The sequence below is a fragment of the Pseudomonas sp. S09G 359 genome (assembly GCF_002843605.1).
In the GTDB taxonomy this organism is placed as follows: Bacteria; Pseudomonadota; Gammaproteobacteria; order Pseudomonadales; family Pseudomonadaceae; genus Aquipseudomonas.
Map to the genome: position 1 here is coordinate 3,043,851 of NZ_CP025263.1, position 22,102 is coordinate 3,065,952.

Consider the following 22,102-nt stretch of genomic DNA (forward strand, 5'->3'; position numbering starts at 1 on the left):
TAAGGCATGCCGTCGAGCATGACCTTTGGGGGAAGTATGGATTTGTGGACCGCCATTCAGGCATTGATTCTTGGCGTAGTGGAGGGGCTGACAGAGTTCTTGCCGATCTCCAGTACCGGCCACCAGATTATCGTGGCTGATCTGATCGGCTTCGGCGGCGAGCGTTTCGAAGCGTTCAACATCATCATCCAGCTCGGCGCGATCCTGGCGGTGGTGTGGGAGTTTCGCCGCAAGATCCTCGATGTGGTGATCGGCTTGCCAACCCAGCCTAACGCCCAGCGCTTCACGGTCAACCTGATCATCGCGGTGTTGCCGGCGGTGGTGCTGGGGGTGATTTTTGCCGACCTGATCAAGCACTACCTGTTCAACCCGATCACCGTGGCCACGGCGCTGGTGATCGGCGGCATCATCATGTTATGGGCGGAGCGACGCCAGCATGCGGTGCGCGCGGAAACGGTAGATGACATCACCTGGAAAGACGCGCTCAAGGTCGGCCTGGCCCAGTGCCTGGCGATGATCCCGGGCACGTCGCGTTCCGGCGCGACCATCATCGGCGGCCTGCTGTTTGGCCTGTCCCGCAAGACTGCTACCGAGTTCTCGTTCTTCCTGGCGATGCCGACTATGGTCGGAGCCGCGGTGTATTCGGGCTACAAATACCGTCACCTGTTCCAGCCGGATGACCTGCCAGTGTTTGCGATTGGTTTTGTCACCTCGTTCATCTTCGCGATGATTGCGGTGAAGGCCTTGCTCAAGTTTATCGCGAGCCACAGCTATGCGGCATTTGCCTGGTACCGGATCGCCTTCGGCCTGGTGATTTTGGCCACGTGGCAGTTCGGTTGGATCGACTGGTCCGCCGTCAAGCCATGAACATTCAGCATCCGCGCCTCAAGGCGCTGATCTTCGTGCTGCTGTGCGCGGCACCGCTGCTGGGCTCGGTATTGGTGTGGTACCGCGGCGAAACCGTAATTCCGCTGGTGGCCTATGGCGTGGTCAGCGTGATCGCGTTTTTCCTGTACTGGAGCGACAAGCGCAAGGCCCGCACCGACAGTTGGCGCACCCCGGAAAACATCCTGCACGCCGTGGAGCTGGCGGGTGGTTGGCCGGGGGCGTTGATTGCCCAGCAGGTGTTCCGGCACAAGACGCGTAAGGTGTCGTACCAGGTGCTGTTCTGGGTGATTGTGCTGCTGCACCAGGTGTTCTGGCTGGATCAGCTGTTCCTCGGCGGCACCTTGCTCTCAGTCCTCTAGCAACAAGCCGATCTGCGTACGCTTGGGCAGCTTGCTCACCACCAGTTGGTGGGAGCGCTGCAACAGGCCGCGCAGCTCCTCGGCGCCCAGCGGGTAGGGCGTGTTCATGATGATCCACTGCGCCCGCGCCAGGTAAGGCGCCGGGTGGATGCCTGGGCGATCGACGTGGCCGAGGAACAGCTCCTTGTTGACCTTGAACGCCAGTGAGTCACCGCGCAGGTTTTGCAGGGCGAACATCTTGTTGCCGGCAATCGAAAATACGCGCACGCCGCCCCATTTATAGTCCTCCCGCGCGCCGGGCAGGCCCAGGCAGAATTGCGCAACCTGTTCTTCATTCATCTTCATAGCAAACGGTCTCCACAGCCCTTGAAGCCCTCTTCCAGGTAGTCGATCCAGGCGCGAATGGCCGGCAGCACGCCACGCCGATGCGGGTACACGGCCTGCAGCCAGCCGCCAGGCAACGACCATTCCGGCAGCAGTTGCACCAGGCGACCGCTGGCCAGTTCCTCTTCGCAATACATCATCGGCAGTACAGTAAAACCCAGGCCCATCACGGCGCTGGCCCGGCGTACGATGAAATCGTCGATGCCCAGGCGGGCTTCCATCGCCAGGTCGTGGGGGTTGCCCTGGGGGTCGAGGATGCGCTGGTGCACCAGCCGATCGGCCTCCAGGGCGCCAAGAATCGGCAGTTGCTTGAGGTCGTCGAGGGTCTTGATCTGCAGATCGCGCACCAGGGCCGGGCTGGCGACCAGCACAGCCTGGGCCTGGCGCAGGCGTTTGGTCACCAGCAGCGGGTCTTCATCGCCCAGCTCGCGGACGCGTAGGGCCACGTCGATACCTTCGGCCACCAGGTCGACACGGCGGTTGACCAGGGTCATCTCTAACTGCACCAGTGGGTGCGCCGCCAGGAACCCCGCCACCAGCTCCGGCAGGATGTGCTGCGCCATGCCTATCGGACAGCTCACCCGCAACCGCCCACGGGGTTCACTGGACATACTCGCCACCGCCTCGTCGGCCATTTCGGCTTCGAGCAGCATCGCCTGGCAATGACGCAGGTAGCGCTCGCCCACGGCCGTGAGGGTCAGTTGCCGGGTGGTGCGTTGCAGCAGGCGTGCGCCCAGGCGTTCCTCCAGCTCGGCAATGCGCCGCGACAGCCGAGACTTGGGGATGCCCAACAGCCGGCCGGCCGCCGCGAAACCACCGGCTTCGACGACTTTGGCGAAATAGTAGAGGTCGTTGAGGTCTTGCATGATCAGCCTATTGTCCTGTTGATGGGACGAACTATCGCATTTCAGCGTGCTTATCGGCTATTGGTTTCATGCGTAGTCTTACCAACATCTTATCGACACCCGGAGAACCACCATGAAACTGTTGCATATCGATTCCAGCATCCTCGGCGACAACTCGGCGTCCCGTCAGCTCAGCGCTGGTGTAGTGAAGGCCTGGCAAGCGGCTGAGCCGGGTGTGGAAGTGACCTACCGTGACCTGGCCAGCGAAGGCATCAACCACTTCTCCGGCGCGACCCTGGGTGCACTGGGCACCGCTGCTGAACTGCGTGACGCGGCGCAAAAGCACGAAGCCGAGTTGAGCGCTTCGTCGCTGGCTGAATTCCTGGCTGCGGATGCCATTGTGGTGGGCGCACCGATGTACAACTTCACCATTCCCACCCAGCTGAAAGCCTGGATCGACCGCATCGCCGTCGCCGGCCAGACCTTCCGCTACACCGAAGCCGGCCCAGAAGGGCTGTGCGGCAACAAGAAAGTTATCATTGTGTCCACCGCCGGTGGTTTGCACGCCGGCCAAGCGTCGGGCGCCGCCCATGAAGGCTACTTGAAGCTGCTGTTCGGTTTCCTCGGCATCACCGATATCGAAATCGTGCGGGCCGAAGGCCTGGCTTACGGTGATGAAGTGCGCAGCAAGTCGCTGAACGACGCCAACGTATTGATCAACGAACAATTGTTCGCCGCCGCGTAAGGCTTGTGTAAAGTTCGTCTGCTCTCGGTTTCAATCTGAAACCGAGCGCCTAAACTCTGTATTCTGGTCGCCTGAAAATGACTGGAGTACGGAGTTTTTTCGTTTACCCGCTGTCTTTACCTTGGCCCAGGATATGCACACATGGGTTTATCACCCGGTGCGAGCACCATGAATCATGGACTTTTCATTCAGACATGGCGGTTTTAATGCAGCAAAGGTGGACATCCTCATGATGCGTCTTTGTGCTGTTATGGTTCTTTCCCTGCTCGGTGGCCTGATTTCAGTGCACGCCGCGCCTGCGCCGCACCCCCATTGGAGTGTGGGCTTTCATCGCATGACGTTTCTCGACCCGCTGGACCTGCAGCCGATTAAAGCGGTTGCGTTCTATCCTTCCACCGGCGACGAGCACACTACCCAATTAGGCGCCTACCACGTCGCCGCCACCGAAGATTCCAAGATTGCCATCGGGCGTTTCCCGATGCTGATGCTGTCCCACGGCAACACCGGCACGCCGCTGGCCCTGCATGACCTGGCCACGTCCCTGGCGCGCAAGGGCTTTGTGGTGGTCGCGGTGTTGCACCCTGGCGACAACTACAAGGACCACAGCCGCCTGGGCACAGTGAGCAACCTGTATGGCCGGCCGATCCAGATTTCCGAAGCGATCACCGCCACGCTCGGCGACCCGATGCTGTCGCCGTTCGTCAACATCGATCAGGTGGGGGTGATCGGTTATTCGGCCGGCGGTGAAACCGCATTGATCCTGGCCGGTGCCAAGCCGGATTTCGACCGCCTGCGCCGCTATTGCCAGGAGCGTCCGGAAGACCGCGACGCCTGCACCACCAAAGGCGAGCTGGTGGTGGACCGTGACGACCTGCAGCCACAATCCGACCCGCGTATCCATGCCTTGATGCTGATGGCGCCGCTGAGCCTGATGTTTGGCCGCCACACCCTGGCCGACGTACATGTGCCGGTGCTGCTCTACAGCGGCGATGGCGACAAGCTGGTGGCCGTGGACAAGAACGCCGCTGCCCTGGCGCGCAAGCTGCCGGAGCCACCGGACTTCAAGCTGCTGGCCGGGGCCGGGCACTTCGTGTTCATGGCTCCGTGCGACAGTGACCAATTGGCCGCGATGCCGGCGATCTGCACGGATGCCGATGGCGTTGACCGCGAAGGCATTCACCGCGACCTGATCTCCGAGGCCGGGCGCTTCTTTAGCCACACCTTAGGGCAATCCTCCCGCGCCGGTTTGCAGACCGCTGATCAGTAAGCGCGACGCTTGAGCAGCAGCGTCACGCCCAGGGCCGTGACCGAGAGCAGCGCGGCGCAGAAGAAAATCCAGCCATAGCCCAGGTTCAACGCCACAAACCCCATCAGCGGGCCGGCGATTGCCAGGGCCAGATCAAAGAACACTGCATACGCACTCAGCCCGGCGCCCCGGCTGCTATTGGGCACCTGTTTGATCGCCTCTACACCCAGCGCCGGGTACACCAGTGACAGGCCGAAGCCGGTCAGCCCGGCACCGATCAACGCCACGCCGGTGGACGGCGCCAGCCACAAAAGCGTCAGGCCCAGGGTTTCGATAGCCATGCACGCAATCGCTGCGCTGAAGCCACCAAAGCGGTTGATTGCGGAGATAAACACCAGCCGCGACAGGATAAAACAAACGCCAAACACCGTCAGGCAGTACGCCGCACCGGCCCAGCCGCGATTGAGGTAGTACAGGGTGATAAAGGTGGTCAGCGTGCCGTAGCCGATGGAGGCCAGGCACAGGCTGGCGCCAAACGGCGCGATGCGCCCGAACACCGCCCAGAATGGCAGCCGCTCGCCGCGCACCACCGGCACCGAGGGCTTGTTGCGGATCAGTACCAGGCCCAGCGCCGCAAGCACCGTCAGGGCAATGCCAAGGGTGTTGTAGCCATATTCCGCGACCATCACCACGCCCAGCGGCGCACCGATGGCGATGGCACCGTAGGACGCAATGCCATTCCACGAAATCGAACGGGCCGTGTGTTCGGCGCCCACTGCGCCCATGCACCAACTGATGGTACCGACGCCGATCAGGCCCTGGGCCACGCCCAGCAGCAGCCGTGCAACGATCAGAATGCCCAGGCTCAGGCCTGGCATGCTGGCCACCAGCGTGGCGAAAAACGTCAGCACGCCACTCACCAGAATGCCCGCAAGCCCCAGCACGATCGCGCGCTTGGTGCCCACGTTGTCGGACATGCGCCCGGCCATCGGGCGGCTGAGCAGGGTGGCCAGGTATTGCGAACCGATGGTCACCCCGGCCACCACGGCGCTGAAACCCAGCTGTTCATGCACAAAGCCAGGGATGACCGCGATCGGCAGGCCGATGCAGATAAACGCGATGAAGGTGTAGAAGACGATGGAGACGATCTGCAGGGTGATCGACAGGGAGGAGGGGGCGGCGTTGGACATGGGCACTCGTTCGCGGGCGGGCGGTGAGGGCATCATGGCAAGGGTGTGGGGGAAAAGAAAGCAGGCTAACTACTTTTACAGCCCCCAGCCTGATAGCGAGTGTTCATTGTGGCGAGGGGGCTTGTTGTGGCAAACAGTTTTTGCTGTAGCGAGCGGGCTTGCTGTGGCGAGCGGGCTTGCCCGCGTTGGGCTGCGAAGCGGCCCCAATTCAGTCGCCGAGTACTACCAATAAAAAACGCGGTGGCAGGGTTTAGGGCCGCTTCGCGCCCCAACGCGGGCAAGCCCGCTCGCCACACAAGCCTGCTGCCCACAACAAGCCTGGTGCCCACACAAGCCTGGTGCCCACAACAAGCCTGCTGCTCACAACAAGCCTGGTGCCCACACAAGCCTGCTGCTCACAACAAGCCTGGTGCCCACAACAAGCGGGTTTGCCACAATAAGCCCAGTTGCCAGGGGCGGCCGGATGCAAAAAAGCCCCGTCACAGTGGGCGGGGCTTTTCGGTGCAGCAGGGCGTGTATTAGAAAACTACGCCTTGGCTGCGCAGGTAGTCGTCATAGGTGCCGCTGAAGTCGATCACGCCGTTGGCGCTCAACTCGATGATGCGGGTGGCCAGGGACGATACGAACTCACGGTCGTGGCTGACGAAGATCAGCGTGCCCGGGTAGTTTTCCAGCGCCAGGTTCAGCGCTTCGATGGATTCCATGTCCAAGTGGTTGGTCGGTTCGTCCATGATCAGCACGTTCGGCTTTTGCAGGATCAGCTTGCCGAACAGCATGCGACCCTGTTCACCACCGGAGATCACCTTGACCGACTTGAGGATCTCGTCGTTGGAGAACAGCATGCGTCCCAGGGTGCCACGGATCACTTGCTCGCCTTGGGTCCATTGGCCCATCCAGTCGAACAGGGTCATGTCGTCTTCGAAGTCGTGGGCGTGGTCCTGGGCGTAGTAGCCCAGTTCCGCGGCGTCGGTCCACTTGATGCTGCCGGCGTCCGGGGTCAACTCGTTGACCAGGGTGCGCAGCAGGGTGGTCTTGCCGATACCGTTCGGGCCGATGATGGCCACGCGCTCGCCGGCTTCAACCTGGAAGCTGAAGTCCTTGAACAGCGGCTTGCCGTCGAAACCTTTGGCCATCTTCTCGACCATGACCGCCTGGCGGTGCAGCTTTTTGGTCTGTTCGAAGCGGATGAACGGGCTTACGCGGCTCGAAGGCTTGACCTCGGCCAGCTGGATCTTGTCGATCGCCTTGGCCCGGGAAGTCGCCTGCTTGGCTTTCGAGGCGTTGGCCGAGAAGCGGCTGACGAAGGATTGCAGCTCGGAGATCTGCGCTTTCTTCTTGGCGTTGTCCGACAGCAATTGCTCGCGGGACTGGGTCGCCACGGTCATGTACTCGTCGTAGTTGCCCGGGAACAGGCGCAGCTCGCCGTAGTCCAGGTCAGCCATGTGGGTGCACACGCTGTTCAGGAAGTGACGGTCGTGAGAGATGATGATCATCAGGCTCGAACGCTGGGTCAGGATGTTTTCCAGCCAGCGGATGGTGTTGATGTCCAAGTGGTTGGTCGGTTCGTCGAGCAGCAGCACTTCTGGGTCGGAGAACAACGCCTGGGCCAGCAATACGCGCAGTTTCCAGCCAGGCGACACTTCGCTCATCGGGCCGAAATGCTGTTCCAGGGGGATGCCCAGGCCCAGCAGCAATTCACCGGCACGGGATTCGGCGGTGTAGCCGTCCATTTCGGCGAATTCGGTTTCCAGCTCAGCCACGGCCATGCCGTCGTCTTCGCTCATTTCCGGCAGCGAGTAGATACGGTCGCGCTCGGCCTTGACCTTCCACAGCTCCTCGTGGCCCATGATCACGGTGTCGAGCACGGTGAATTCTTCGTAGGCGAACTGGTCCTGGCGCAGTTTACCCAGGCGCACATTCGGCTCCAGCATGACCTGGCCGCCGGACGGATCGAGGTCGCCACCGAGGATTTTCATGAAGGTCGACTTGCCGCAACCGTTGGCACCGATCAGACCATACCGGTTGCCGGCGCCGAACTTGACCGAGACGTTCTCAAAGAGCGGCTTGGCGCCGAACTGCATGGTGATGTTAGCTGTGGAGATCAATTACTTTACCTATCAATGGGTTGCGAGCGTGGCGGCAGGAGCCTTCAGGCATGCATCAACAGCGACATCAAGGCGCGAAACCCGGTCGCTGAGCAAAAAATGGGGGATGTGTGTTGGAATTTGGCGCGCATTGTCGCATATGTCAGGCGACAGTTGTATGGCACACGAAAGATGCTTTCACCAAGGTCTCCGGCATGGCCAGCCATAACAGCGCCAACGCCACCGCGGCTACGCCCGCCAGGGTCAGGAACGCTGCGTCGTAGCCGGCCTGCTGCACCACGAAACCGGCCAGGCTGCTGCTTAATGCCGCGCCCAGGCCGAATACCGTGGACAGCGCGCCAAGGCTTACGTTGAAACGGCCGGTGCCTTGGGTCAGGTCCTTGACGATCACCGGGAACAGCGCGCCAAAAATCCCCGCACCGATGCCGTCGAGCATCTGCACGGCGACCAGCCAATAGGGATCGTTGGACAGCGTATACAGCACGCCGCGCAGCGGCAGGATCATGAACCCGACCAGCAGCAGCGGCTTGCGCCCCCACAGGTCGGCCTTGATGCCCACCAGCCAGGCGGTCGGTACCATCACCAATTGCGCGGCGACAATGCACGCGGAGGTCAGCGGCGTGGCCATCTGCAGGTTGATCTGCGCCAGCTTCTGGCTGACCAGCGGCAGCATGGCGGCGTTGGCCAGGTGGAACAGGGCGCAGCAGATGGCAAACAGCAACAAGGGGCGGTTCGCCAGCAACACCCGCAGGCCTGAGGGTTGCTCGTGATCGCCGGCGTGGGCAGGGTCGAAGCCGCGGGCCACGTCATGGTCGATGGCACTGGCCGACACGCAACTGACCGCGATTACACTGGCCGCCGCCATAAAGGCCATCAGGTAGAACACCACCACCGGTCCAAACAGGTACGCCAGGCCACCGGCCAGCAGCGCGGCCACGGCATTGCCGGCGTGGTTGAAGGTTTCATTGCGTCCGGTGCGCCGGGTAAAGGCGCGTGGCCCGGTGATGCCCAGGGAGATCGCAGAAATGGCCGGCGCGAACACAGACGCCGCAATGGCGCTGGCCGCTTGGGTCAGGGCAACCAGGCTGAACGAGCTGACAAACGGCAGCAGCAGGCAACTTGCGGTCACCAGAATCGCCGCCACGGCAATCACCGCACGCTTGCTGTGGGTGCGATCAATCAATGCGCCCGCCGGGCCTTGGGTGATCAGCGCAGTGATACCCGCCAACGTCATGACCACGCCGATACTGGCCGGGTCCCACTTGTGCACGGCCAGCAGGTAAATGGCGAGATAGGGCCCGAGGCCGTCGCGAACATCCGCCAGGAAAAAATTCAAGCTGTCCAGAGACAGGGTATTACGCAGATCGGAGTGTTTGGCCATGGCGCGGTCTTCGGCAAGGGCGCTCAACGGCTGAACACCCATGGCGTAATGACCTGCGCGCTATGCGTTAAGTTTCGCGTGCTTCTCGGGGTTTTAATCCGTGGGCACTTGGCTTATTTTCTGAGCCCCGCTGTAACGATTATCTGGAGACGCAATGGACATGCCCTCAGCTCAACAGGCGATTGCCTGCAACAAGGACGCCTGGGATCAATCCGCCGACTTGCACAAAACCACCGACACCTGGGCCGCGCTGTCGAGCAAGGTCGGCGCCGCTGATTTTTCCTGCCTGGACCCCACCATTACAGGCTTGCTGCAAGAGGTCGGCGTCGCCGGCAAGGATGTGGTGCAACTGTGCTGTAACAACGGTCGTGAAGCCCTGTCGTTGTTCAGCCTGGGCGCGCGCTCGGTGGTGGGCGTGGACCAATCCCGGGCGTTCCTGGAGCAGGCCAGAGAATTGGCAGGTGCGTCGCCGCATAACCCTGAGTTTATCGAAAGCGATATCCACCATCTGCCAGAGCAGGTGCATGGGCGTTTTGATATCGCCCTGCTGACCATCGGCGTGCTGGGCTGGATGCCGGATGTCGGGCTGTTCATGCGCCATGTCGCCAGCACCCTGAAACCCGGCGGCACACTGGTGATGTATGAGACCCATCCGTTTCTGGAGGTGTTTGATCCCCGGGCCCAAAACCCGTTGCTGCCGGCCAATTCGTACTTTCAGCGTGAACCGTTCGTGCTGCAGGAATCGATTGTGTATGAGGGCCAGGGCGAAGTCGCCGGGCCAACCTCCTATTGGTATGTGCACACGCTGGGGGAGGTGGTCAGCGCTGCGATTGACGCGCAATTGCAGATCAGCCATTTGCACGAGTACGCCCACTCCAACCGTGAAGAGCTGTATGACAAGTACGAGCACCTGCCGGCCCAGATCCCCCTGTGCTTTACCTTGACGGCTACCAAGCGCCCCGCGAGCAGCGGCGGGCTAAGGGATTCACCGGAATAGGCAGGCTTCGCCCTATAGACCCGCAAGTGCGTGCTTTGTGAGAATGCGTGCGCCGGTTCAATGGCCCACTGATTAAGCGCGGCGAACGAAGGTGCGCATAGTTTGACCTGGGCCAGTACTGAACACGGTCGGCCTGGGCATACTTTCATCTGCCGCAATGAACACAAACTCATCCCCTTGGAGGCGATAACTGGCGGGTAACAGCTTGCCTGCGTCTTCGCCTATGGAGTCTATCCAGGTAATGCTCTTGGGAACGGTGCTGCTGTCGAGGAAAAACCGGCCGGCCAACAACACCTCACCACTGACCGTCTTCACTTCGAAGCGGTCCTCGGTAATGGTTGTGATTGCCCCTGGGGCGCTGTGGGCATCGACGGGGTTGAGTACGCCACTGTCTTCGAGTGAGGTTTGTTCCCAGGCACCTTGCAGGGCCTGAAAGTCCGGATTTGAACGGGACGTCATACAAATTCCTTTTTGATAAGGGGCGAATCACCGAGGGTTGTAGGAAATGCGGGCTTTTTATTCACCGACTCTGCAATCAGGCGTAGGAATATTCTTATATTTGAATTTTCATCATATTTCTTCTTTAAATACAGGTAATTAGGGTTATTTTGCCTGCCCGACGGGTAACGTCTTGTAATGGACCGTCTATGCTCGAAGTGTCTGTCTGACATGACACCCGTGTAATGCAAACGAAACCTTGCTCTGTTCAGGTGTGAGGTTTAAGGCCATTGGGTGGTCCTGTTGCTGGTAGAGGGTCGCTTTTGCCTTGGACCCGGACGTTGCCCCCTGTTTATTCCGTTGTTATTCAGGTCTGTGTTTTTGGGCGCTGGATTTCAACTCATCAGGGTGTATGAACTTTGAACAACACTCCCCAGCTACATCAACATTTGCCTTCGGACGAAATTGATCTGTTTGAACTGTTCCACGCGATCTGGAAACAAAAAAGACTGGTTATCGGTTGCACGATTCTGGCGGGCCTTCTGGGAGTAGGCTACGCATTTCTGGCACCCAGGGTCTACCAGGTGAGTAGCGTGCTGCGGCCTGCGGCGATCAATGAGCTGGATGCGCTCAACCGCTCCGAAGTCTACAAGTTGCCGCCAGCCGATGCACTCGCCAAGGTCGGCACCCGACTGGATTCCTATGAGGCCCGTCTCGGGTTTTTCAGGGACAACCCCGCGCTGTTCGAAGCCTTTCAGCAGCCAGGCCAAAGCCTGGAGCAGAGCTTTGAGGCTTTCAACCGCAACGCCATCAACTTGATGCTGCCGGGCTCGAACAAGGCCGACGCACTCAACAGTTACATCCGCCTGGAAATGCAGTACCCCCAGGGCGTTGACGGTGTGGCGATTCTCAATGGCTTTGTCGACTACGCCATTGCGATGGAGCGCCAGCAGGTAGGGGCGGACCTCAAGGTGATCGTCAACAACCGCCTCAATGAGCTTAATGGCAAGATCGACGCGGCGCGTACCAACTACGAAACAGGCAAGGCTTCGAAAATCGCCCGGTTACTGGAGGCCGACAAGGTCAAGCGTGCTCAATTGCAGGACGAACTCACCGCCTTGCGCCTGCAGATGAAGATGGAACGTGCTAACCATCTTGCGGAGCTGGAAGAGGCAATCTCGATTGCCAGTTCGGTTGGCATCAAGAGCCCCACTGCGCCCTCGGCCATGGGCGCCGATGCATACCGCGGCTCAACGCAGGTGATGCGCACTGTGGTGACCAACCAGAAGCTGCCGCTGTATTTCATGGGGAGCGAGGTGCTGGAGGCTGAGCGGAATGCGCTGCGTCGGCGTACCAACGATGACTTCACCAACCCCCGGGTGGCCGAGATTGGCAAGGAATTGCGTATGCTCGATATCAACCGCGAAGTCGAGGTGCTCGCCAGCCGCGAGAATGAAGATGTGTTCTTGCAGAACGTTGAGCCACTGTGGGCGGAAGAGGCGCGGCTGCGCGGCCTGAACATCGACATGAGCGCACTGAAACTGGTGACGGTGGACCGCCAGGCGCAGGAGCCGTTGAGCCCGATCAAGCCCAGGGGCGCCATGATCATCGCATTGAGTGTGGCCGCAGGGTTGATGTTGGGGGTGTTGTTCGCCCTGATCCGGCATTTCGTTCAGGTTCGACGTGAAACCGGGCCTTTTTCAGTGCTCGACGAACGTCGTTTTCCGCGCCGATAGGGAGGTGGCAGAGACCTCGCGGGTCTGCCACCTGGCGAGCCGGCCGAGGTCTTTACCCAGCACATTCAGAAGACAGCTTTTCACAATTCTTAGTTAACTTTTGGTTACAACCTGTGGCTAAATAACTGCCAATGGCCATGAGCCGGGTTGTCCAGCAACCCTGCGTGCCGATTGTGTGAATTGTGATTTCAGGTGCTGCTATCGATCCTCGGCCGTTGTGGGCACGCATGAGCAGCCTGTTCTCTTCTGACGTGTGACGAAATCCCTTGAAACTCATCATCGTTGTTCTCTACGTTGCATCCATCGCGTATGTACATCTGCGCGGTCGAGTGCGGCACAAGCTGGGCCGCCAACTCAGTGATCATTCGACCTTCCTGGCACCGATCAACTGTTTCCTCTATCTGTTCTCCAAGCTGCCCAGCCGACCCTACCTGTCACCCAGCGATTTCCCTGACCTGAGCCCGCTGCAGGCGCATTGGCAGGAAATCCGCGAGGAAGGCCAGAACCTGCTGCGCGCCGGCGAAATCAAGCGCTCCGATGAATACAACGACGTCGGTTTCAACTCGTTCTTCAAGTCGGGCTGGAAGCGCTTTTATTTGAAGTGGTACGGCGACAGTCACCCCTCGGCGATGAAGCTGTGCCCGCGGACCACCGAGCTGGTGCAGAGCATCGGCTCGATCAAGGCGGCGATGTTCGCCGAGTTGCCACCCGGCTCCAAGCTGGTACGCCACCGTGACCCGTATGCCGGCTCCTATCGCTATCACTTGGGCCTGGATACCCCGAATGATCCGGGCTGCTACATCAATGTGGACGGCGAAAATTACTACTGGCGTGACGGCGAGGCGGTGATGTTTGATGAAACCTTTATCCACTACGCCGAGAACACCACGCAACAGAATCGCATCATCCTGTTCTGCGATATCGAACGGCCGATGAAATACCGCTGGGCGGCGGCGTTCAACCGTTGGTTCAGCCGCAACGTGATGGCGGCCGCTGGTTCGCCCAACGATGCGGGGGACAAGACCGGTGGCTTGAACCGTGCCTTTACTCGCCTGTACAAGATTCGCCTGCGTGGCAAAGAGCTGAAAAAACGCAATCGCACACGTTACTACTTGGAAAAGTGGGCGATCTTTGCGGCATTGGCGGCCATTTTCATCCTTATCTGAAGCCTGCTGGGCGCGGCTCACGCCGGAGGCGTGGCGCCCAGTTTGTCCCACATCTTGCGGGTGATTTTCTGCCGATTGGCATAGCCCGCCCATGGGTCCGCTTGCAAACCGTCCAGGCGCTGTTGCAGGTTGGCCACGCTCCATTGTTGGGCGCTACGCAACCCTTGCAACTCCTCGCGACTGATCGGTACCGACACCGGCAGGCCGGGCCTTGCGCGCACGGAATAGGCGGCTACCGTGCTGGCCCCACGGGCATTGCGCAGGTAGTCGATAAAGATCTTGCCCACGCGGTTTTTCGGCCCAGAGGTGGCAGTAAAGCGCTCGGGCAGTTGCGCGGTCATGAACTGGGCGATGGCTTTGGCAAAGGCCTTCACCGTATCCCAGCCGTCGCGTCGCGCCAGCGGTATGACCAGGTGCAGGCCTTTGCCGCCACTGGTCTTGATGAACGCCTCGAGGCCCAGCTCGTCCAGCACCGAGAGGGTCAACTGCGCGGCCTCCAGCATGGTTTTCCACGGCAGCGCGGGGTCCGGGTCGAGGTCAAGTACAAACTGGTCCGGCGTTTCGATCTTGTCGGAGGTCGCACCCCAGGTATGCAATTCGATAGTGCCCATCTGCACCGCGCCGAGCAGCGCGCGGGCAGTGTCGATTTCCATCAGGCGCGCATGGCCCGGGTCCAGCGCTTGGTCCAGTTGCTTGATGTTGGGAATCGCCAGGCGCTCTGAGTGTTTCTGGAAGAACTGTTCGCCCTCGATGCCCTCCGGCGCTCTCAGTAACGATACGGGACGATGGCGCAGGAAGGGCAGCAGCCACTCGCTGATGCGCTGATAAAATTGTGCCAGTTGCTGTTTTTGCGTACCGCTTTGTGGGTCGATGATTCGTTCGGGGTGGGTGATGTTCACGCCGCTGGTTTTCGGGGCTTTTGCTGCCTTCAACGATTTGGCCGCACGTGGCTGCTCATGGATGATCTGCGCGGCGGGTTTGTCGCTACGCAACCCCACAAAAGCCGCCTGACGTACCACGCCCTCGCGGGTCCACTCGGCAAACTGCACTTCGCCGACCAACTGCGGTTCCACCCAATGCACCCCCCGCGCCTGGGCACTGGTGAGCGGTTTTACCAGGGGTGATGCCTTTCGTTCCAAGGGCGTGAGCTGCGCATAGATGTTTTTCAGCGCGGCCTGGTCAAACCCGGTGCCCACGCGACCGGCATAGACCAGCCCGGTGTCGTCGTTGACCGCCAGCAGCAGGGCGCCAAAACCGCTGCGCGAGCCCTTGGGCCGGGTGTAGCCGACGATCACGAACTCCTGGCGCAAGCGGCATTTGAGCTTGACCCAATCGGTGTTGCGGCTGGACACATAGGGGCTGCCGAGCCGCTTGCCAATCACGCCTTCCAAGGCCAGGTCGCAAGCGCTTTCGAAAATATCGCGGTGGTTGGCGGTAAAGGCCTCGGAGAAACGCAGCAGCTTGCTGCGGCTGCCGGACAGGGCGGACTTGAGTGCGGCGCGGCGTTGTTCCACCGGCGCCTGACGCTGGTCAATGCCGTCGAGGAAGGGCGCGTCGAACAGGTAGTAGACAATGTCCAGGCTGCGGCCGATATCAAAGGCATTTTGTAGCGCCTGAAAATCCGGCAGGCCATCGCCATTGAGGCTGACCATTTCGCCGTCGAGCCAGCTGTCCTTGAGTTTCAGGGCGTGTAGCGCCTTGGCCTGACGTGGCAGGCGTTCGGTCCAGTCGTGACCGTTGCGGGTGAACAGGCGTACTTCGCCATCGCGGATGCGGGCGAGCATGCGGTAACCGTCGAACTTGATTTCGTATTGCCAGTCGCCCTCGGGGGCCCGGTCCACCAGGGTTGCCAGTTGCGGGGTGAATTGCTCGGGAAGGTTGGTTTTGGACTTCTTGTTCGGCTTGGTTTTGGTTTTGGCTTTAGCTTCGGTGCCGCTGAGCGAGGGCTCACTGAGCACGCTGTCCGGCTGGGCGACAACGATGTCGTAGTCGGCGGCGGGGCGTGCCTGCGGGTCTTTCTCCTTGATCAGCAGCCACTGCTCCTTGTCGCCACTGCCTTTGAGACGCGTGCGCACCAGTGCCCAGTCGCCGGACAGTTTTTCGCCGACCAGGCTGAACTTGAGTTTGCCGGCAGCGTAGGCCTTGCGCGGATCATCGTGAGGTTGCCAGACGCCACGGTCCCACACGATCACATCCCCGGCACCGTATTGGCCGGCCGGGATATTGCCCTCGAAACTGCCATAGCTGAGCGGGTGGTCCTCGACGTGAACGGCCAGGCGTTTCTGGCTGGGGTCCAGGCTCGGGCCTTTTGGCACCGCCCAGCTGAGCAACACACCGTCGAGCTCCAGGCGAAAGTCATAGTGCAGGTTGCGGGCGGCGTGTTTCTGGATCACAAAGCTCAGCGCCGACGCCTTGCGTTTACCACCGGGGGCGCTGCCTGCCGGCTCGGCGGTGATGTCGAAATCGCGTTTACGGTTGTATTCGCTCAGGGGCTTGGCCATAGGGTTCTCCCGCGGGTAACAGGCTCAGGAGGCTTTTTTGCTGGCTTTTTTCGCGGCCGGTTTTTTCGTCGCCGGTTTGCCGGCCAGGCTGCGCTTGAGCAGTTCCGTCAGGTCAATGACGTCGGCCGACTTGCGTTCCTCTCCGCCGTCCTGGGATTCGACATCCTCGATCTTGCCGGCCTTGGCCTTCTTCGCCACCAGCGCCATGATTTTTTCCTGGAAGCTGTCGCGATATTCGTCCGGCTGCCAGTCTGCGCTCATGTCTTCCACCAGGCGCTTGGCCATGTCCAGCTCGCCCTTGGCCAGGGTCGGTTTGGTCACGTCGCTGCCCAGCTCCAGTTCATCCAGGCTGCGTACCTCGGCGGGCCAGCGCAGCATCACCAGCACCAGCGCCGACTCCAGTGGCATCAATGCCGCCAGGTGTTGCTTGGTGTGCAGCACCACATTGGCCAGGGCGACCTTGCGGGTTTTTTTCAGGGTTTCGCGCAACAGTGCGTAGACCTTGCCGCCACGTTTGTCCGGTGCCAGGAAGTAAGGCGTGTCGATGTTCTGGAGCGGGATCTGGTCGCTGTCGACAAAGGCGATGATCTCGATGGTCTGGGTCGACTTGGGATGGGCCGAGCGGATCTCGTCTTCGCTGAGCAGCACATAGCGGCCCTTTTCAAAGGCCACGCCCTTGACGATATTTTCCTTGGTGACTTCCTTACCGGTGGCCTTGTTGATGCGCTTGTAGCCCACCGGGTCCATGCTGCGCTTGTCCAGCCAGTCGAAATCCACGCCCTGGGAGGCCGTGGCCGAGACCAGCGACACCGGGATATGAACCAAGCCGAAACTGATGGCGCCTTTCCAGATTGCCCGTGGCATACGTACGATTCCTTTAGGTGGGACTGTGTTCTGGTGACTTGAGGGTCGTACGAAAAGTTTCCCCAGCCAGACATGCGGACAGATCGTGTTACACCAAATGAGAAAGTATTTAGTGTCGAAACCCGAACCCAAGGCGTAGCGTGTTATCGAAAGCTGGTACTCCTGCCCCAGAGAGGCTTTGTCATGAACCGTTGTGTACGTCACCTCGCCGTGCTGGTGATGGGCCTGGCACTTATTCCAATTGCCCAGGCACAAAGCCTGCCCGGCAACAGCGATTCCAATAACAGCCCGATCCACCGGGCCAACCCCAACAGCATGCAGGGCACCCAGCCCAATGTGCCGACGACGCGCGGTATCCAGACCGCGCCGACCCCACGCACACCCACCTTGGAAAACGGTGGCATCGGCAATCGCTATCCCCAGCGCAATGCCGCGCCGAGCCGCCCGGCCACCGAAACCAAAGCCCCCACCTATGATGCCAACGGCAATCGCCGGTAAGGACTTCGCCCTATGTTGATACGTAAAACCCTACTCGCAGCGCTTTGCGCAACCCTGCCCCTGGCCGCTGTTCACGCCGCTGATGCCCAACAGTTTCCCAGCGAACAAGGCAGCATTACCGTCACGCCCATCGCCAAAGGCCTGGACCACCCGTGGGCCGTGGCCTTCCTGCCGGACCAGCAAGGTTTCCTGGTGACTGAGCGGCCTGGTCACCTGCGCGTTGTCAGCAAGGACGGCAAGCTGTCTGCGCCGTTGACCGGCGTGCCTGAGGTATGGGCCAAGGGGCAGGGTGGCCTGCTCGATGTGGTGCTGTCGCCAGACTTCAAACAGGACCGCATGGTTTACCTGACCTACGCCGAAGGCGGCGGCAAGGATGGCAAAGCCGGGACCGCAGTGGGGCGTGGACGCCTGGCGGCCGACCTGAGCGGCTTGAGCGATTTCAAGGTGATCCTGCGCCAGGAGCCGAAGCTCTCCACCGGCAACCACTTCGGCTCGCGCCTGGCCTTTGACCGTGATGGCTACCTGTTCGTGAGCCTTGGGGAAAACAACGATCGCCCGACCGCCCAGGACCTGGACAAGCTGCAAGGCAAAGTCGTGCGGATCTACCCGGATGGCCGTGTACCCGATGACAACCCCTTTGTCGGCCAGCCTGGCGTGCGCCCTGAAATCTGGTCCTACGGCCAGCGCAATCCCCAAGGGCTGGCGCTGAACCCGTGGAGCGGCACGATCTGGGAAAACGAGCACGGCCCGCGTGGCGGCGATGAAATCAATATCATCGAGCGCGGCAAGAACTACGGTTGGCCGCTGGCGACCCACGGCATCAACTATTCGCTGACGCCAATTCCCGAAGCCAAGGGCAAGACGGCGGAAGGCACCGTACCGCCGCACCATGTGTGGGAAAAATCACCGGCTATCAGCGGTATGGCGTTCTACGATGCGGATCGCTTCAAGCCCTGGCAGCACAACGTATTCATTGGTGCACTGGCCAGCCAGGAGTTGATCCGCCTGCAGTTCGATGGTGACAAGGTGATTCATGAAGAGCGCTTGCTGGAAGGCTTGAAGGCGCGCATTCGCGATGTGCGGCAGGGGCCGGATGGCTACCTGTACGTGTTGACCGATGAAGATAATGGCGCGTTGTATCGCGTCGGCCTGAACTAGGACTAAGCCAAGGCGACAATCCAATGTGGGAGGGGGCTTGCCCCCGATAGCGGTGTATCAGCCAGCCCATCAACAGCTGAACCACCGCTATCGGCAGCAAACCCCCTCCCACAGGGTCTTAAAGACCCAGGTCGGACAGCCCCGGATGATCATCCGGGCGCCGCCCCAGCGGCCAGTGAAACTTGCGCTCGTTCTCTTTGATCGGCAGGTCATTGATGCAGGCAAACCGATTGGCCATCAGACCATTCTCGTCAAACTCCCAATTCTCGTTGCCATACGAGCGGAACCAGTTACCCGAATCGTCGTGCCATTCATACGCGTAGCGCACGGCGATACGATTATCGGTGAACGCCCACAACTCCTTGATCAGCCGGTAATCCAGCTCTTTGGCCCATTTACGCGTGAGAAAACCCTTGGCTTCTTCGCGGTTATGGGCGAACTCGGCACGGTTACGCCACTGGGTGTCCAGTGTGTAGGCGAGGGACACCCGCTGCGGGTCTCGGGAGTTCCAGCCGTCTTCGGCCAGGCGTACTTTTTCGATGGCCGACGCGCGGGTGAACGGCGGCAGTGGAGGGCGTGTTTCTGCAGTCGATGACATGGGGCAGCTCCTGAAAACAATAAGGGATTATCGAAAGTTGCTCAGTCTGTGGGTTCACAGCCCCAATAACGTTCGCGCCATGCATTGCGCATTATCGGCCGCCGTTGAATCACCCATGACCAGGGCAACGGTAATGGCGCCATCGATCAGGATCAGCAGTTGCGCGGCCTGCCGTTCGGGCTCGGGGGTGCCATGTGCTTTACACAGTTCAAGTGCGTACTCGAACAGTTTCTGTTTATGCGCCTTGGCCAACTGGCGCACCGGGTCTTGTGGGTCGCCGGTTTCGCCGCTGGTGTTGATAAAGGCGCAGCCGCGAAAATCTGCCGAACCGAACCACGCCTTGAGCGCGCGGAACAACGCCAGCAGGCGCTCGCCGCTGCCTTCGCTACGTTCCACCTCCGTGCGTAGCCACTGCATCCAGCGCTCGTCGCGGCGTTGCAGGGCGGCGATCACCAACTCATCTTTATTGGCGAAGTAACGGTAGATACTTTTGCGCGAGACACCGGCGGTCTTCACCAGAAAGTCCATGCCGGTGGCGGCGATGCCGTGGCGATAGATCAGCTTTTCGGTGACGTCGAGAATAATGTCGCGGGTTTCATTGCTGGTTATTTTGTCCATGTCGCTGACAGTAGAACGATCGTTCTTCATGGTCAATTAAATTTTTCTCCACGCTGACCGCGAGACCTGAGCACCCCCATGGTGTAAGCTCGGGGCCTCTTTGGATTCGACCCACTGCGAGCCTTATGCCGTCGTTCTTCAAACGCTCCCTGTTGCCCAAACTGCGTGGTTTCCCCCTTAGTCCCGAGGCCATTGACGTGCTGCCCAGCGCCGATGCCTATCGCCGCTGCCTGCTGGAAAAAATCCCGCAGGCCGCTCGGCGCATCTACATCGTGGCGCTGTACTTGCAGCAGGACGAGGCGGGCCAGGAGATCTACGAGGCCCTGCACGCCGCCAAGGCTGCGCGGCCGGAGCTGGACATCGTGGTGGTGGTCGACTGGTTGCGCGCCCAGCGCGGGCTGATCGGTGCCGGCAAGCAACCAGGCAACAGCGCCTGGTACCAGGCGATGACCGCGCGCCACAGCAGTGAAGTGCCGGTGTATGGTGTGCCGGTGCAAACCCGCGAACTGTTCGGCGTATTGCACCTCAAGGGTTTTGTGATCGACGACAGTGTGTTGTACAGCGGCGCCAGCTTGAACAACGTGTACCTGCACAAGTTCGACAAGTACCGCTTTGACCGTTACCACTTGATCCACAGCACACCCCTGGCCGACTCCATGCAGCATCTGGTGGAACATGGCCTGATCGCCTCCAAGGCGGTGCACCGTCTTGACCTGCCGAACCCGCCGACCACCCGCAGCCTGCGCAACGACATCGGTGACCTGCGCAGCCGCCTCAAGCATGCGGCCTACGACACCACGACCGGGCTATTGCCTAATGGCCACCTGTCCGTCAGCCCGTTGCTGGGCGTGGGCAAGAACAACCCGCTGAACCGGGTGATCCTCGAGTTGATTGCCAGCGCCCAACAGCAACTGACCATCTGCACGCCGTACTTCAACCTGCCGTTGCCGGTGACCCGTGAAATCAACCGGGCGTTGGCGCGTGGGGTCAAGGTGGACATTATCGTCGGCGACAAGACCGCCAACGATTTCTACATTCCGCCCAGCGAGCCGTTCAAGGTGATCTCGGCATTGCCTTACCTGTATGAAATCAGCCTGCGCCGTTTCGCCAAGCGCCACCAGCCAGTGATCGACAGTGGCCAGTTGAACCTTCACCTGTGGCGCGACGGCGACAACACCTATCACCTCAAGGGCATGTGGGTCGACCAGCGCTACACCTTGCTCACCGGTAACAATCTCAACCCCAGGGCATTTCGCCTGGACCTGGAAAACGCCTTGCTGATCGATGACCCGCAAGGCCAGTGGCTGGCGCCACGACGCACCGAGCTGGCGAAGATCTTCGAGCACACCACGCGTATCGAGCGTTATCAGGATTTGCAAACCCTGCTGGACTACCCGGAAGCGGTGGGCAAGTTCCTGCGGCGGGTCAGCCGGGTGCGGATCGAGCGGCTCTTGTACCGAATCTTGTAGGCTGCCGCGCTAAAACCTACAGGCAAAAAAAGACCCAGCCCCTTCAACAGGGCTGGGTCTTTTTGTGTGTGTGGCTTAATTCAAGCCCAATTTCCCACGCAGGGTCGAGAGGTCTTCCGCCAGGGTGTTGACCGGGCCCACCAGGGCTTTACGGTCGTTTTCCTTGACCTTGTCATAGGTCTCGAAGCCGCCGTCCTTGGTCTTGTACTTGGCCAGGATCTTGTCCACGCTGGCGAAGTTCTTGTCGACCTTGGCCAGGAAGGCCTTGTCTTGCTTCTCGATCTGGCCTCGGAACAGGTCGACGATTTTTTTCGCGCCGTCGATGTTGCCCTGGAAGTCATATAGGTCAGTGTGGCTGTAGCGGTCTTCTTCGCCGGAAATCTTGGTGGCGGCGACTTCTTCGAGCAGCGCTGCGGCACCGCCAACGACTTTTTCCGGCGGGAAGGTCAGGCCGTCGACGCGGGTCTTGAGGTCGTTGACGTCGGTGTTGAGCTTGGCGGTCAGCGCCTCCAGGCCTTTGGTCGAGTTCTGCGAGAAGAGTGCGTACTCGATGCGGTGGAAGCCGGTGAAGTCTTCGGCGGTCACGCCTTTTTCGTGGTCGTCGACACGCGAGTCGATGGACGCGTCGAGGTCGCTGAACAGCTCGGCGATCGGCTCGATGGACTCATAGTGCACGCGGGTCGGCGCGTAGAGTTTCTTGGCGGTCGCCAGGTCGCCTTTGTTGATGGCGTCGGTGAAGGCTTGGGTCTGGGTGACCAGCTCACCAATTTCTTCGGTGACGTAGATCTTGTAGTCCGACACCGGGCCTACCAGGTCCAGCGGCGCGGTAGCGGCAAACGCTGCCAGCGGCGAAAGGGTCATTAACAACGACAACGCGATAGACGACTTCTTCATGGGACGGTTTCCGCTCTGGGGT

Annotated in this window: 21 protein-coding genes; 10 read left to right on the plus strand and 11 right to left on the minus strand. The window is 60.5% G+C overall.

Annotation, left to right across the window (positions count from 1 at the left end):
- The first annotated feature begins 36 nt into the window (after window positions 1-36).
- Together CXQ82_RS13615 and CXQ82_RS13620 are read left to right on the plus strand one after the other, a co-directional pair.
- On the plus strand, window positions 37-867 hold the full coding sequence (locus tag CXQ82_RS13615) for an undecaprenyl-diphosphate phosphatase (protein ID WP_101269757.1): 831 nt from the start codon (window positions 37-39) through the stop codon (window positions 865-867).
- Window positions 864-1,247 carry a DUF1294 domain-containing protein gene (locus CXQ82_RS13620; RefSeq protein WP_101269759.1) on the plus strand — a complete coding sequence of 128 codons (384 nt, stop codon included), beginning with the start codon at window positions 864-866 and terminating at the stop codon, window positions 1,245-1,247. Before CXQ82_RS13615 ends, CXQ82_RS13620 begins: the two co-directional genes overlap by 4 nt.
- On the opposite strand, the gene CXQ82_RS13625 is transcribed toward CXQ82_RS13620, so the two are convergent.
- Window positions 1,236-1,592 carry an MmcQ/YjbR family DNA-binding protein gene (locus CXQ82_RS13625; RefSeq protein WP_101269762.1) on the minus strand — a complete coding sequence of 119 codons (357 nt, stop codon included), beginning with the start codon at window positions 1,590-1,592 and terminating at the stop codon, window positions 1,236-1,238. The two genes, CXQ82_RS13620 and CXQ82_RS13625, sit on opposite strands and share 12 nt — an antisense overlap.
- Entirely contained in the window at window positions 1,589-2,497 is a 909-nt protein-coding gene (locus tag CXQ82_RS13630; RefSeq protein ID WP_101269764.1) for a LysR substrate-binding domain-containing protein, read from the minus strand. Before CXQ82_RS13630 ends, CXQ82_RS13625 begins: the two co-directional genes overlap by 4 nt.
- 112 nt (window positions 2,498-2,609) lie before the next feature.
- Here CXQ82_RS13630 and CXQ82_RS13635 point away from each other — a divergent pair, with 112 nt between their 5' ends.
- On the plus strand, window positions 2,610-3,221 hold the full coding sequence (locus tag CXQ82_RS13635; RefSeq protein ID WP_101269766.1) for an FMN-dependent NADH-azoreductase: 612 nt from the start codon (window positions 2,610-2,612) through the stop codon (window positions 3,219-3,221).
- Window positions 3,222-3,450: 229 nt separating this feature from the next.
- Window positions 3,451-4,488: a dienelactone hydrolase gene (locus tag CXQ82_RS13640; protein WP_101269768.1), complete on the plus strand. Its 1,038-nt coding sequence runs from the start codon at window positions 3,451-3,453 to the stop codon at window positions 4,486-4,488.
- Here CXQ82_RS13640 and CXQ82_RS13645 read toward each other — a convergent pair.
- The 3 genes from CXQ82_RS13645 to CXQ82_RS13655 form a co-directional block, all read right to left on the minus strand.
- Entirely contained in the window at window positions 4,482-5,657 is a 1,176-nt protein-coding gene (locus CXQ82_RS13645) for an MFS transporter (RefSeq protein ID WP_101269770.1), read from the minus strand. The two genes, CXQ82_RS13640 and CXQ82_RS13645, sit on opposite strands and share 7 nt — an antisense overlap.
- Before the next feature lie 518 nt (window positions 5,658-6,175).
- Window positions 6,176-7,762 carry an ABC-F family ATPase gene (locus tag CXQ82_RS13650; protein WP_101269772.1) on the minus strand — a complete coding sequence of 529 codons (1,587 nt, stop codon included), beginning with the start codon at window positions 7,760-7,762 and terminating at the stop codon, window positions 6,176-6,178.
- A gap of 142 nt (window positions 7,763-7,904) precedes the next feature.
- Window positions 7,905-9,143 carry an MFS transporter gene (locus CXQ82_RS13655; protein ID WP_101273781.1) on the minus strand — a complete coding sequence of 413 codons (1,239 nt, stop codon included), beginning with the start codon at window positions 9,141-9,143 and terminating at the stop codon, window positions 7,905-7,907.
- 154 nt (window positions 9,144-9,297) lie between these two features.
- On the opposite strand from CXQ82_RS13655, the gene CXQ82_RS13660 reads away from it, so the two are divergent.
- Window positions 9,298-10,140, plus strand: coding sequence for a bifunctional 2-polyprenyl-6-hydroxyphenol methylase/3-demethylubiquinol 3-O-methyltransferase UbiG (locus CXQ82_RS13660; protein WP_101269774.1), 843 nt, complete (start codon window positions 9,298-9,300; stop codon window positions 10,138-10,140).
- A gap of 72 nt (window positions 10,141-10,212) precedes the next feature.
- On the opposite strand, the gene CXQ82_RS13665 is transcribed toward CXQ82_RS13660, so the two are convergent.
- Window positions 10,213-10,599 (minus strand): TIGR03067 domain-containing protein, encoded by a 387-nt coding sequence (locus tag CXQ82_RS13665; RefSeq protein ID WP_101269775.1) that lies wholly within the window; start codon window positions 10,597-10,599, stop codon window positions 10,213-10,215.
- A gap of 398 nt (window positions 10,600-10,997) precedes the next feature.
- On the opposite strand from CXQ82_RS13665, the gene CXQ82_RS13670 reads away from it, so the two are divergent.
- Together CXQ82_RS13670 and lpxO are read left to right on the plus strand one after the other, a co-directional pair.
- Window positions 10,998-12,314, plus strand: a complete 1,317-nt coding sequence (locus CXQ82_RS13670; protein ID WP_101269777.1) for a Wzz/FepE/Etk N-terminal domain-containing protein — start codon at window positions 10,998-11,000, stop codon at window positions 12,312-12,314.
- 266 nt (window positions 12,315-12,580) lie between these two features.
- Window positions 12,581-13,480: a lipid A hydroxylase LpxO gene (gene lpxO, locus CXQ82_RS13675; RefSeq protein WP_101269779.1), complete on the plus strand. Its 900-nt coding sequence runs from the start codon at window positions 12,581-12,583 to the stop codon at window positions 13,478-13,480.
- Window positions 13,481-13,497: 17 nt separating this feature from the next.
- On the opposite strand, the gene ligD is transcribed toward lpxO, so the two are convergent.
- Together ligD and CXQ82_RS13685 are read right to left on the minus strand one after the other, a co-directional pair.
- Complete coding sequence (gene ligD / locus CXQ82_RS13680) at window positions 13,498-15,981, minus strand: DNA ligase D (RefSeq protein WP_101269781.1); 2,484 nt, start codon at window positions 15,979-15,981, stop codon at window positions 13,498-13,500.
- 24 nt (window positions 15,982-16,005) lie between these two features.
- Window positions 16,006-16,845, minus strand: a complete 840-nt coding sequence (locus CXQ82_RS13685) for a Ku protein (protein WP_101269783.1) — start codon at window positions 16,843-16,845, stop codon at window positions 16,006-16,008.
- Between the two features lie 183 nt (window positions 16,846-17,028).
- Between CXQ82_RS13685 and CXQ82_RS13690 the strand changes: the two genes are divergently transcribed.
- Together CXQ82_RS13690 and CXQ82_RS13695 are read left to right on the plus strand one after the other, a co-directional pair.
- Window positions 17,029-17,343: a hypothetical protein gene (locus CXQ82_RS13690; RefSeq protein ID WP_101269785.1), complete on the plus strand. Its 315-nt coding sequence runs from the start codon at window positions 17,029-17,031 to the stop codon at window positions 17,341-17,343.
- A gap of 12 nt (window positions 17,344-17,355) precedes the next feature.
- A complete protein-coding gene (locus tag CXQ82_RS13695) occupies window positions 17,356-18,501 on the plus strand; it encodes a PQQ-dependent sugar dehydrogenase (protein ID WP_101269787.1) in 1,146 nt (381 codons plus the stop codon).
- A gap of 118 nt (window positions 18,502-18,619) precedes the next feature.
- On the opposite strand, the gene CXQ82_RS13700 is transcribed toward CXQ82_RS13695, so the two are convergent.
- Window positions 18,620-19,099 (minus strand): nuclear transport factor 2 family protein, encoded by a 480-nt coding sequence (locus CXQ82_RS13700; RefSeq protein ID WP_101269789.1) that lies wholly within the window; start codon window positions 19,097-19,099, stop codon window positions 18,620-18,622.
- A gap of 54 nt (window positions 19,100-19,153) precedes the next feature.
- Complete coding sequence (locus CXQ82_RS13705; protein WP_101269791.1) at window positions 19,154-19,717, minus strand: TetR/AcrR family transcriptional regulator; 564 nt, start codon at window positions 19,715-19,717, stop codon at window positions 19,154-19,156.
- Window positions 19,718-19,842: 125 nt separating this feature from the next.
- Between CXQ82_RS13705 and pssA the strand changes: the two genes are divergently transcribed.
- A complete protein-coding gene (gene pssA / locus CXQ82_RS13710; RefSeq protein WP_101269793.1) occupies window positions 19,843-21,186 on the plus strand; it encodes a CDP-diacylglycerol--serine O-phosphatidyltransferase in 1,344 nt (447 codons plus the stop codon).
- 75 nt (window positions 21,187-21,261) lie between these two features.
- Here pssA and efeO read toward each other — a convergent pair whose 3' ends face one another.
- A complete protein-coding gene (efeO, locus tag CXQ82_RS13715) occupies window positions 21,262-22,080 on the minus strand; it encodes an iron uptake system protein EfeO (RefSeq protein ID WP_101269795.1) in 819 nt (272 codons plus the stop codon).
- Window positions 22,081-22,102 lie beyond the last annotated feature (22 nt).